Consider the following 11,309-nt stretch of genomic DNA (forward strand, 5'->3'; position numbering starts at 1 on the left):
GAGCTGTCAACCGCGGCGTGCGCGGCTGCGTCAGAACTTGTAGCCGAGGCCGGCGCGGACGGTGTTGATACTGGTGTCGACCTGGGAAGTGAAGCGAATGTATTCCCACTCGGCGCGCATGAAGAGACCGCCGACGAGGTTGACGTCCACGCCCAGCCCCCCGCTGTAGCCGTAGATCAGATGATTGTGCTGCGCCTCGCTCGCGGAAACCGGCCCCAGAAGAACGCCGGCAGGCGTCACGAAATCCTGAGCGCTCACCGTGCGGACGATATCGGCATTGCCGAGCGCGAGCCCGCCGAACACGTAGGGCAGGAAGCATCCCCATGCATAACCGGCCCGGCCGCGAAACGTTGCCATGTCCTTGATCGCGATCGAAGCCGTCGAGCTCGCCGTCACCGTGTGCACGTTGCCGTCGGACAGCGTATTGCTGCGAGCTTCGCTGGCAGTGGTCGATCCGCCGAACTTACCGTGCAGGTAACTGGCCTCCAGGCCGATCACGACATCGTCCCATTGGGCATTGTAGCCCACGAAAGCACCATATCCGCTGCTGCGCTGAGAGGCCTTTCCGAGGCCGAGATTCCATTGCGAGACCTGCATCTCCTGCTCGATCAGGGTGTCTGCGAGCAGCGCCGCCATCATATTGCTGGTCGACCCGTTGAAATTCTCATCGGACGAGCCGTAGCCACCCTGCCCGCCGACATAGAAGCCTTGCCAGTTGACGCTGGACCTGGTGAGACCGTCGGTGAAGCTGCCGCGCAGGATGGGAAGATCGGGCATATCGGCCGCATGCGCGGCAGACACCGTCCCCAACATCGCCGCCGCCAACAAAAGGCCACGCATCGCAACGCTCCATCGAACTCGAACTTTCATCCGTGATCATGGCTCGTTAACCTTAACCAATGGTTGCGCCGGCCGCCTTCATCGCTACTCGCCATGAAAAATACGCAAAGCAAAACGGCGCGGGATGATCCCGCGCCGTTAAGAAGTCCTAACCGATCGAAGTGTCGATCAGCCCTTGGTGACAAGCGGCGGCGGCGGCATGTAGGCCGGCGCGCTGTCGAGATTCCAGCGCACGCCGAGCTTCAGGTCGTGCGAGGTGATATCCTTGAACTTGAAGACGTTGCCCGTGGTCCCACCGGTGTAGTCCGACAGGACACCGGTTTGTCCGGGGCCCAGGTCGACATAGCTGTAGGCGAGTTCGAGGACGAGATTGGGATTGACCTTATAGGCAAGACCGGCATGGGCCGCCCAGGCGAAATTCCACTTCGAGCCGGACGGCGCGCTCGCGAAGCTGGTATTTCCGACGGCGAGGTTGTTGATGCCCGTGTCGGTGAAGTTCGCGATCGAAACGCGTGCACCGCCGACGCCGGCGCCGATGAACGGCGTGATGCACCACCAGGTGCCCAGATCAACGTACGCGTTGGCCAAAACCAGCCATTCGGACTTGCTTGCGCTGTAATTGTCGATGCCGCTGTACGGCACGCCGCCCGCGGTCCCGGTGAAACGATCGGTGCCCTTGAAATTTGAATTGCCGCGATACTGCCCGGTCACGTCGGCACGGAACCAATTGTTGAACCGGTAGCCAACGCCCACGCCGTAGATGCCGGCCGCGTCGAACGAAGTCTGCTGATCGAACGAGGTGAGCTGCGAATAAGCCGACTCGCGACCGTAGCGCAGATCCTTCGTCTTCTGATTGCTGAAGCCGATGTCGCCGCGCAGATACCAGCCGCCGAAATCGGCGGGCGGGGCCGGCGGCGCGTACATGGGAGGGGGCGCCGCGATCGGCATATCGGCGGCGAATGCCATCGACGAGATCAGGGTTGCCGCACCCGCGGCAAGGAGAGACTTAACGCTACGCATTGGCTTCGTCCTTTTGGCCGGTGAGGCAAATACGCAGGCCTCACGTTCTGGAAACTCACGGAGCGGACGATGCCAGCAAATGTTTAAGCGCCACTTAACCCTAATTTTTAAGGTTGATTTTTCCTGACTGCTCGCGCGCATGGACGAGAAGCGTTGCAAAATTGCAGCGCCTCACGCCGCAATTGCTAACGATGTGTAAAGCCGCAGTGCAGCGGGAGAGAATCCGTTAACGCGCGTGCCGCGGCAGCTTGGGCAGGAACACCGCAAGCAGGCCGATCGCCGGCAGGTAGGCGCAGACCTGGTAGACGAACTCGATCGAGGTGTGGTCGGCGAGCTTGCCGAGCACGGCGGCGCCCAGGCCCCCGATGCCGAAGGCAACGCCGAAGAACACGCCGGAGATCATGCCGAATCTGTGCGGCACCAGCTCCTGCGCAAATACGATGATCGACGACGTCGTCGAGGAGATGATCAGGCCGATGATGACTGACAGCACCGCGCTGCCGATGAGCCCGGCATAGGGCAGCGCCAGCGTGAACGGCAGCGCGCCCAGGATAGAGATCCAGATCACGATCTTGCGGCCGAAGCGATCGCCCAGGGGACCGCCCAGAAACGCGCCGACCGCATTCGCCGCGAGGAAGATGAAGAGATAGATCTGCGCTGCCTGCGTCGACACGCCGAACCGGTCGATCAGGTAGAAGATGTAATAGCTCGACAGGCTCGAGACATAGAGCTGTTTTGAAAACAGCAGCGCGACCAGCACGAGCAGCGCAACGGCGACGCGGCGCGAGCTCGGCGCGTCGGGATGCGCCTGAACGGCCGCCGTCTTCTTCGCCTTGATCTGCGGCGCATACCAGCGGCCGATGCGCCAGAGGATGAGGATTGCGAGGAATGCGATCGAGGAGAACCAGGCGATGCTGCCCTGCCCGAACGGCACCACGATCAACGCTGCCAGCACCGGCCCCATCGAGGTGCCGAAGCTGCCGCCGAGCTGGAACACCGATTGCGCAAAACCGTAGCGGCCGCCGGAGGCGAGCCGCGCGATGCGCGCGGATTCGGGGTGAAACACCGCCGAGCCGAGACCGACCAGCGCGGCGGCGACGAGGATGACGAGATATTGGTGCGCGGCACTGAGCAGCAAGAGGCCGAAGAAGGTCGAGGCCATGCCGATCGCCAGCGAATAGGGCTGTGCCTTCTTGTCGGTGTAATGCCCGACCACCGGCTGCAGCAGCGAGGCCGTGAACTGAAAGGCGAGCGTGATCATGCCGATCTGCGCGAAGTCGAGCGCGTAGGTGTCCTTCAGGATCGGATACACCGAGGCGATCAGCGACTGCATGGTGTCGTTGAGGAAGTGCGAGAAGCTGATGCCGGCGAGCACGACATAGGCCGGCCCTGCCGTTTTGGCGGCGGGTGCCACGTCGACGACGACGGGCTCGGTCAGCGTTTCCTCTGAGACGACGACAGGCTTGTTCAATGCAGCGGTCCCGGCCGGCGCGGCGAACCGCCGCATCGGCTCATTACGATGCAAGCGGCGATGGAACCACCGTCAATCGCAAATGGCTGGAATGCGCGGGTCTTACCCTCCCCGCGAGTCCGATATCGGAGGGTGGGCAAAGGCGCCCTTGCGCCGTGCCCACCATCTTTCCGATACGGCGCCAGAATCGTGGGCACGCTGTCGCTTTGCCCACCCTACGATACTGCCCGTGGGGTGAGATCACCCTACCCGCTAGTGCTTGAAAGACCTCAGGCCGCCGCCTGGCCGAGTGCGAAGACGATGGTGTCGACGACGTCCTCGACCAGGATGCGGTCTTCGCCCTCGCCCATGACGCGGATCACCGGCTCGGTGCCGGAGGAGCGGATCAGGAGGCGGCCGTGGCCGTTGAGCCGTTTCTCGCCGTCGGAGATCGCCGACTTGACGTCGGAATCGTCGAGCGGCTTGCCGCCCTTGTGGCGGACGTTCTTGAGGATCTGCGGCAGCGGATCGAAGCGGTGGCAGACTTCCGACACGGGGCGGCGCAGCTTCTGCACCACCGCCAGCACCTGCAGCGCAGCGACAAAACCGTCGCCGGTGGTGGCGTAGTCGGACAGGATGATGTGGCCCGACTGCTCGCCGCCGAGATTGTAGCCGCCGTTCAGCATCTGCTCGAGCACGTAGCGGTCGCCGACCGGCGTGCGCACCAGATCGAGCCCCTGCCCTTTCAGGAAGCGCTCGAGCCCGAGATTGGACATCACGGTGGCGACGATGCCGGGACGCGACAGGCGGCCGTCTTCCTTCCAGCTCTGCGCGATCACCGCGAGCAACTGGTCGCCGTCGACCACATGACCGCGCTCGTCGACCAGGATGACGCGATCGGCGTCGCCGTCGAGCGCGATGCCGATGTCGGCGCGCATCTCGCGCACCTTCCGCGACAGTGCTTCCGGCGAGGTCGAGCCGCAATCCTTGTTGATGTTGAAGCCGTCGGGCTCGACGCCGATCGGCACGACGTCGGCGCCCAACTCCCACAGCGCTTCGGGCACCACCTTGTAGGCGGCGCCGTTGGCGCAATCGATCACGACGCGCAGGCCGTCGAGCGAGAGGTCTCGCGGCAACGTGCGCTTGGCGAATTCGATGTAGCGGTCATGCACGCCGTCGATGCGGCGGGCGCGGCCGAGGCTCGCGCTCTGTGCCAGCCGCTTGTCGATGGGCTCGTCGAGCAGCTGCTCGATCTGCCGCTCGACGTCGTCGGAGAGCTTGAAGCCCTGCGGGCCGAACAGCTTGATGCCGTTGTCCTCGAACAGATTGTGCGAGGCCGAGATCATGACGCCGAGATCGGCGCGCATCGACTTGGTCAGCATCGCAACCGCCGGCGTCGGCATCGGGCCGACCAGCAGCACGTCCATGCCGACCGAGGTGAAGCCGGCGACCATCGCGTATTCGATCATGTAGCCGGACAAGCGGGTGTCCTTGCCGATCACGACCCGGTGGCGGTGGTCACCGCGCTGAAACGCAAGGCCTGCGGCCTGGCCGACCTTGAGGGCGAGCTCCGGCGTGATCAGTCCGTTGGCGCGGCCCCGAATCCCGTCCGTCCCGAAATATTTGCGACTCATATCGTCCCCCAAGCAACAACCAGGGGATCCCCTTGACAACCACGGGCTGCCCGAACGGGGCCCGCATCCCTGATTTGCTAGGCGTGTTATAATGCCTGTGAGGCTAACTTGGCTTCAAAAAATATGATGAATCATTACGGAACCGGGGCGCCGCCGTACCGACAACGTCTTGTTAACATTATATTTCCGGCCCATAGCCTCGAAACAGGGTGGAACCCGTTTAATCGCTGCGCTTCACGTGGCCATCGCCGCGGCTCGGCGCCGGCTGGGTGACGTTGACGGGATCGGAGCCCGGAAAGGTCTCTTCCAGACCCTCTTCCAGGGCTTCCTCGAGATCACGCTTCTCCTTGATCTCTTCCGGCGAAGGTCCAGCGTGCGGCTTCGTCATGGCGCCCTCCTGCAAAACGGTCTGCAAACGGATTTGGCTGTGCATCCAACCATGCTAGATGACCCCGAAATCTTCCGATGCAAGACTCTTGGTACAAGACGGGCCGGGGAACGATCATGAAACATATCACCTGTATCGACGATCTTCGCACGCTGCATAAGCGCCGCGTGCCGAAGGCGTTCTTCGACTATTGCGACCGCGGCTCCTATGCCGAGGAGACGCTGCGCGCCAACCGCGAGGATATGCAGGCGATCAAGTTCCGCCAGCGCATCCTGGTCGATGTCTCCAAGCGCGACACTTCGACCACGATTCTCGGCGAGCCCTCGACCATGCCGCTGATGCTCGCCCCCGTCGGCCTGCTCGGCATGCAACATGGCGACGGCGAAATTTATGCCTGCCGCGCCGCGCAGGCCGCCGGTATCCCGTTCACGCAATCGACCATGTCGATCTGCTCGATCGAGGACATCGCCGCCAATGTCGAGAAGCCGTTCTGGTTCCAGCTCTACGTCATGAAGGACCGCGGCTTCATCAAGGAATTGATCCAGCGCGCGATCGCGGCCAAGTGCAGCGCGCTGGTGCTCACCGTGGACCTCCAGGTCATCGGCCAGCGCCACGCCGACATCAAGAACGGCATGACCGTGCCCCCCGAATGGTCGCTGTCGAAGCTGCTGGATTTCGCCAGCAAGCCCAGCTGGGTCTCCGGCGTGCTGCAGGGCAAGCGCCGCACCTTCGGCAACATCGCCGGCCACGTGAAGAACACCGAGGATCTCAATCGCCTCGCCGAATGGACGGCCTCGCAGTTCGACACCTCGCTGAACTGGAAGGACGTCGAGTGGGTCCGCAGCATCTGGCCGGGCAAGCTGGTCATCAAGGGCATCCTCGACGTCGAGGATGCCGAGGAAGCCGCCAAGACCGGCGCGCAGGCGCTCGTCGTCTCCAACCATGGCGGCCGGCAGCTCGACGGTGCACCGTCATCGATCGAGGTGCTGCCGGAGATCGCCGATGCGGTCGGTGACAGGATGGAGATCATGTTCGACGGCGGCATCCGCTCCGGCCAGGACGTGATGCGCGCGCTCGCGCTCGGCGCAAAGTCCTGCATGCTCGGCCGCGCTTATGCCTACGGCCTGGGTGCCGGCGGCCAGGCCGGCGTCGCCAAGGCGATCGACATCATCCAGAAGGAGCTGCTCACCACCATGGGCCTGTGCGGCGTCAACCGGATCGACGAGATCGACGATCATGTCATCGCGATGTGAAAGGCATGCCGGGACGCGGCAGCAACAACGGCTGTCGTCCCGGACAAGCGCAGCGCTCGACAACGCGTAGCGTTGTCGGGAGCGGAGCGCTGATCCGGGACCCATAGCCACAGGAAGGTGTGGTTACGGGACTCGGGGTTACCAATCTTCGCCAAACTCCGCCCTGTGGTTATGATCCCGGATCTGCGCTTACGCTTGTCCGGGATGACACCGAGAATGCATCGGCGACTCTAGCCTCACATCGGTGGCGTAACTCCATCGCGCCCGACATTGACGCGGTTGGCCTCCAGCGAGCCGTCGTCCTTCTTCGCCGCGCCGAAGATGATCAGCTTGGCGCCCGGCTTCACTTCCGACTTGTCCGTGGCGATGAAGGTGACGATTGGCGTGTCCGGCGGCACCACGACCTTCTTCTCGCCGTCCTTGTATTTGACCGTGATGTTCTGGCCGTCGGTGCCTTTCACCGTCTGCGCCACGGTGGCATGGTCATGGTCGAATTGGCACGCGCGTCCCAGGGACGAAAACCCTCGGCCGCGCCGCGCTGGTTCTCCGGGAAGATACGCACCGCGATCGCCTTCTGCGTGCCGTCCGGTTCAGGCATGCCGGTGACGCCGATATAGGAGCCTTCCTTGATTTCCGACAGCTCCGTCTTCACCACGGCGAAGACGGCGACGTTGTCGGTCATGCGCACCTTCACGTCGCTGCCTTCGCGCGTCTTGATGCCGAGCATGTTGCCGTCGACACTTTCGATGGTGCCGCGGATGCGGACCGTCGGCGCCTGCTGCGCCGAGGCCGCGAACGAGGCGAGAGCGAGGACCGCTGCGAGCAGGCCGGATTTCATCGTCGAAGTCAGCATGATCCGGTCCTTTCTCACATCGGCGGCGTCAGGCCGTCACGGCCGACGCTGACGCGGTTGGTCTCGAACGAGCCGTCCGGCAGTTGCTTCATGAAGGCGATGACCTTGGCGCCGGCCTTGAGGTCGGATTTGTCGCCGGGCACGAAGGTCACCACCGGCGTGTTGTCGGCGACGAACACCTTCTTCTCGCCGTCCTTGTACTTGACCAGCAGCGTATGGCCGTCATTGCCGACCACGCTCTCCGACACCGTGGCGTTGGTCATGCTCGAATTCGGCTTGAGGTCATAGGGCCGCGAGCCCTCGCCGGTGCCGCGCATGCTCTCCGGAAACACGTGGACCTCGACCGCATTCTGGCCGCCGTCCGGTCCGGGCACCGTGGTGGCGCCGACGAAGGAGCCGACCTTGATGTCGGCGAGTGAAATTTTGGTAATCCCCGATACGTTCACGTCGGGAGCGATGCGCAGCTTGACGTCCTCGCCGCTGCGCGACTTGACCTGCATCGTGTCACCATTGACGCTTTCGATCGTGCCGCGCACGCGCGTCGGCACCGGTGCCCTCTGCGCGTAGGCATAGAGGGTGGAAGCGGCCACCATCGCGACGGCGATCAGCGGACGTGTGAAAGTTGCACGTTGAACAGACATGACGGTCTCCGATTGTCCCCACGGATGGAGAACTCCGGACGACGCGCGCTATTCTCTCAAGTCTTTGTGAGATCGGCCTCGACCAGCGCCCGCAGCTCGGCCGTGACCTCCGGCCGCCGGCCGAACCACAGCTCGAAGCCGCGCACCGCCTGATGCAGCAGCATGCCGAGCCCGTCTGCCGTCTTCAGGCCGCGCGCCGTTGCGGCGGCGAGCAGCGGCGTCACCAGCGGCACATAGACGAGGTCGGCGACCACCGCCGCCTGCGGCAGGCGCGCGACATCAACATCGAGTGAGGGCTGGCCGTGCATGCCGAGCGAGGTCGTGTTCACGAGAAGTTTTGCGCGCGGCAGCACGTCGTCGATCCCGTCCCACGTCACGGGATGCACGTTCGGCCCGAACTGTCTTGCCAGCGTCTCGGCCCGCGCGATGGTGCGATTGGCCAGATGGATGCGCTTGATCCCACGCTCGAGCAGACCGAACACGACCGCCCGCGAGGAGCCGCCGGCGCCGAGCACCAGCGCCTCCTCGGCGGCATCCCAGCCGGGCGCGCTGGCGTCGAGATTGCCGATGAAACCTTCGACGTCGGTGTTGGTCGAGCGCAGCTCGCCGTCGGCAAACCACAGCGTGTTCGCCGCGCCGACGGCCTTTGCGCGGGCGTCGGGCGTCGACAGCGCCAGCACACCTTCCTTGTGCGGGATGGTGACGTTGGCCCCGACGAAGCCGCGCAGCGACAGCCGCAGCACGAAATCCCTGAGATCCTCGGGCGGAACCGCTTCGATGACATAGCCGCCGGCAATGCCGAGCGTGCGCAGCCAGTAATGATGGATCAGCGGCGAGCGCGAATGCGCGGCCGGCCATCCGATCAGACAGGCTGCAGGAGCTTTGGGCGCGGTCATCTCTTCCTCGGGGTCGTATCCGAGGCGATCCATTTCGCGTCGCGCCCGCTCTGTCAAGCGCGCGGGCGCCGCAGCGCCGGTCAGGCCGGCCGGCGCGAGAACGGCGCGCCGTCAGCTCGCGGCAGCCTCCTCGCCCGCGCCGCCCTTGATGTCGGCAATCGCGCGTTCGAGGCTCTGGCGATAGCGCGCCCGCGGCGGCGTCACGCCATGGGTGAGCAGCGCGCGGCGGACCGCGGGCGAAGCCCCCGTGATGAACAGCCGGATGCCCTGGCGATGAGCCTTGGCGGCGACGCGGCCGAGCACGTTGGCCGCCGTCGAATCCAGGAACGGCACCGCGGCGAAATCGACCACGAAGGCCTTGCGCTTGTCGGCGACCTCGTCGAGCACGCCTCCGATGGCGGAGGCCGCGCCGAAGAAGAACGCGCCGGTGATGCGATAGACCAGCACGTCACGATCGACCGCAAGCGCAGGATCGTAGCGAACGCGCTCGCCATTGCCGTCGTCGGGACGATCGCCGGCGACCAGTGGCGAGCGTTCCTCGATGCCCGTCATCTCCGCCATGCGATGGATGAACAGCACCGCGCCAAGCGCGAAGCCGACCAGGATGCCTTCGGTGAGATCGCGGAAGATCGTCAGCAGGAAGGTCGCGAGCAGCACGACCGCATCGCCCCACGACGAACGCAGGAGCGTGGCGAATTCGTGCTTCTCCGCCATGGTCCAGGCCACCACGACCAGCACCGAGGCGAGTGCGGCCAGCGGAATGTAGCTTGCGAGCGGTGCCGCGATCAGCATGAACAGCAGCAAAAACACGGAGTGAAGCATGCCGGCCAGCGGCCCGCGCGCGCCGGCGCGGATGTTGGTCGCGGTGCGCGCGATCAGGCCGGTGACGCAGATGCCGCCGAACAGCGCCGCTCCGATATTGGCCGCGCCTTGCGCCACCAGCTCGCAATTGGAGCGGTGACGGCGCCCGGTCATGCCGTCGGCAACCACGGCAGACAGCAGCGATTCGATGGCGGCCAGTAGCGCGAACGAGATCGCATCCGGCAGCACGGCGGTCGCCTTCGCAATCGAGAACGCCGGCAGCGCCGGCGAGGGCAATTCGCGCGGAATGCCGCCGAAGCGCGACCCGATGGTTTCCACCGGCAGCGACAGCACGGCACACGCAACGGCGGCGAGCACGACCGCGATCAGGATGCCGGGCCAGGATGGCCGCCAGATCCGCAAGGCCGCGATGATGGCGATGCTGATGATTGCGACCGCCACGGCGGATGGATTGATGGTGTTGAGACCGCCGGCGAGCGCGACCAGCTTTGGAACGAACTCGCTGGGCTCTTTCCCCGCAAGCGTGATGCCGCCGAGATCGCGGAGCTGGCTGGCGAAGATGATCACGGCGATGCCAGCGGTGAATCCGACCGTCACCGGATAGGGAATGAACTTGATGTAGGTGCCAACCCGGAGCAGGCCCGCGGCGATCAGGAATACGCCCGCCATCAGGGTGGCGAGGATGACGCCATCGACGCCGTGACGTTCCGCGGTCGCCGCGACCAATACGATGAAGGCGCCGGCGGGTCCGCCGATCTGGAACCGGCTGCCGCCGAGCAGCGAGGCGATGAAGCCGCCGACGACGGCGGTGTAGAGACCGCGGTCCGGCGTCACGCCCGAGGCGATCGCGATCGCCATCGACAGCGGCAGCGCCACGATCGCAACCGTCAGACCCGCGAAGACGTCGGCGCGGAAGTCCGCGACGCCGTAGCCTTCACGCCAGACGGTGACGAGCTTTGGCAGATAAAGTTCGGCAAAGGTCGGCTGACGCAGCTGGTGCAGCCGGCTTGCGTGATCGCTTGTGATGCTCATGCTCCGCTGCCCCACAATGCTCCACTGCATCGTGCGGCCGCGATTCGGACGCGACGGTGCGTTGGTTCAGTCTGCTCCGGGCATGACCCGCAAGATCACGCCCCCACCCGACGCGGCGGCCCGGGGTCCTTCAGGCGGACGCCACGCCCGCCGCTGTCGCTGCGGACCTGCTCGCCGATCAGCTCGACACCGGCCCGGTCGAACGCCTCGACCACCTTGATCAGGGTCTCGACCACGCCACGCACATTGCCGGTGCTGGCCTCCATCCGCTGGATGGTCGGCAGCGAAACGCCGGCGAGCTCGGCCAGGGTTTTCTGGTCAATGCCCAGCAGCGCGCGGGCTGCCCGCATCTGGAACGACGTGATCACCTTGGCCTCACTTACCAGAACTTATAAATGATATCTGAGACGTGTACAATGATGTAAAATACATCCTCGGTGGGCAAGCGCAAGGGGGCTTGCGCCTATCGCCTCCGTCATC

At 64.7% G+C, this 11,309-nt stretch carries 10 protein-coding genes and 1 pseudogene; 1 reads left to right on the forward strand and 10 read right to left on the reverse strand.

What is annotated here, in order from left to right; translation table 11 throughout:
* Positions 1-30: 30 nt before the first annotated feature.
* The 5 genes from GDN70_RS32895 to GDN70_RS35310 all read right to left on the reverse strand — a co-directional run bounded on the left by GDN70_RS32895 (position 31) and on the right by GDN70_RS35310 (position 5,332).
* The gene (locus GDN70_RS32895; protein WP_038947435.1) at positions 31-840 is read right to left on the reverse strand and encodes an outer membrane protein; all 810 of its coding nucleotides are present in this window, start codon (positions 838-840) and stop codon (positions 31-33) included.
* Between the two features lie 168 nt (positions 841-1,008).
* Positions 1,009-1,860 (reverse strand): outer membrane protein, encoded by an 852-nt coding sequence (locus tag GDN70_RS32900; RefSeq protein ID WP_244625847.1) that lies wholly within the window; start codon positions 1,858-1,860, stop codon positions 1,009-1,011.
* A gap of 226 nt (positions 1,861-2,086) precedes the next feature.
* Positions 2,087-3,331, reverse strand: coding sequence for an MFS transporter (locus tag GDN70_RS32905; RefSeq protein WP_173015920.1), 1,245 nt, complete (start codon positions 3,329-3,331; stop codon positions 2,087-2,089).
* A gap of 269 nt (positions 3,332-3,600) precedes the next feature.
* Positions 3,601-4,944, reverse strand: coding sequence for a phosphoglucosamine mutase (glmM, locus tag GDN70_RS32910; RefSeq protein WP_028140521.1), 1,344 nt, complete (start codon positions 4,942-4,944; stop codon positions 3,601-3,603).
* Positions 4,945-5,164: 220 nt separating this feature from the next.
* Entirely contained in the window at positions 5,165-5,332 is a 168-nt protein-coding gene (locus GDN70_RS35310) for a hypothetical protein (protein ID WP_162832259.1), read from the reverse strand.
* 116 nt (positions 5,333-5,448) lie between these two features.
* On the opposite strand from GDN70_RS35310, the gene GDN70_RS32915 reads away from it, so the two are divergent.
* Entirely contained in the window at positions 5,449-6,585 is a 1,137-nt protein-coding gene (locus GDN70_RS32915; protein WP_028140522.1) for an alpha-hydroxy acid oxidase, read from the forward strand.
* 236 nt (positions 6,586-6,821) lie between these two features.
* On the opposite strand, the pseudogene GDN70_RS32920 reads toward GDN70_RS32915, so the two are convergent.
* From GDN70_RS32920 to GDN70_RS32940, 5 genes and pseudogenes are all read right to left on the reverse strand, one after another.
* Positions 6,822-7,423: pseudogene (locus tag GDN70_RS32920) on the reverse strand (hypothetical protein).
* Positions 7,424-7,452: 29 nt separating this feature from the next.
* Positions 7,453-8,079, reverse strand: a complete 627-nt coding sequence (locus GDN70_RS32925; protein WP_018318290.1) for a hypothetical protein — start codon at positions 8,077-8,079, stop codon at positions 7,453-7,455.
* Between the two features lie 56 nt (positions 8,080-8,135).
* Positions 8,136-8,975, reverse strand: a complete 840-nt coding sequence (locus GDN70_RS32930) for a shikimate dehydrogenase (RefSeq protein ID WP_152103561.1) — start codon at positions 8,973-8,975, stop codon at positions 8,136-8,138.
* A gap of 111 nt (positions 8,976-9,086) precedes the next feature.
* Positions 9,087-10,829, reverse strand: a complete 1,743-nt coding sequence (locus tag GDN70_RS32935) for a SulP family inorganic anion transporter (protein WP_152103562.1) — start codon at positions 10,827-10,829, stop codon at positions 9,087-9,089.
* A gap of 95 nt (positions 10,830-10,924) precedes the next feature.
* Positions 10,925-11,197: a helix-turn-helix domain-containing protein gene (locus tag GDN70_RS32940; RefSeq protein ID WP_152103563.1), complete on the reverse strand. Its 273-nt coding sequence runs from the start codon at positions 11,195-11,197 to the stop codon at positions 10,925-10,927.
* Positions 11,198-11,309: the final 112 nt, after the last annotated feature.

The organism is Bradyrhizobium sp. TM102 (assembly GCF_009176685.1).
In the GTDB taxonomy this organism is placed as follows: Bacteria; Pseudomonadota; Alphaproteobacteria; order Rhizobiales; family Xanthobacteraceae; genus Bradyrhizobium; species Bradyrhizobium ottawaense.

Bases quoted from the DNA above. Each gene is read 5' to 3' on its own strand.
- GDN70_RS32895 (WP_038947435.1), bottom strand. From the start codon at position 840: ATGCGTGGCCTTTTGTTGGCGGCGGCGATGTTGGGGACGGTGTCTGCC.
- GDN70_RS32900 (WP_244625847.1), bottom strand. From the start codon at position 1,860: ATGCGTAGCGTTAAGTCTCTCCTTGCCGCGGGTGCGGCAACCCTGATC.
- glmM (WP_028140521.1), bottom strand. From the start codon at position 4,944: ATGAGTCGCAAATATTTCGGGACGGACGGGATTCGGGGCCGCGCCAAC.
- GDN70_RS35310 (WP_162832259.1), bottom strand. From the start codon at position 5,332: ATGACGAAGCCGCACGCTGGACCTTCGCCGGAAGAGATCAAGGAGAAG.
- GDN70_RS32915 (WP_028140522.1), top strand. From the start codon at position 5,449: ATGAAACATATCACCTGTATCGACGATCTTCGCACGCTGCATAAGCGC.
- GDN70_RS32925 (WP_018318290.1), bottom strand. From the start codon at position 8,079: ATGTCTGTTCAACGTGCAACTTTCACACGTCCGCTGATCGCCGTCGCG.
- GDN70_RS32930 (WP_152103561.1), bottom strand. From the start codon at position 8,975: ATGACCGCGCCCAAAGCTCCTGCAGCCTGTCTGATCGGATGGCCGGCC.
- GDN70_RS32935 (WP_152103562.1), bottom strand. From the start codon at position 10,829: ATGAGCATCACAAGCGATCACGCAAGCCGGCTGCACCAGCTGCGTCAG.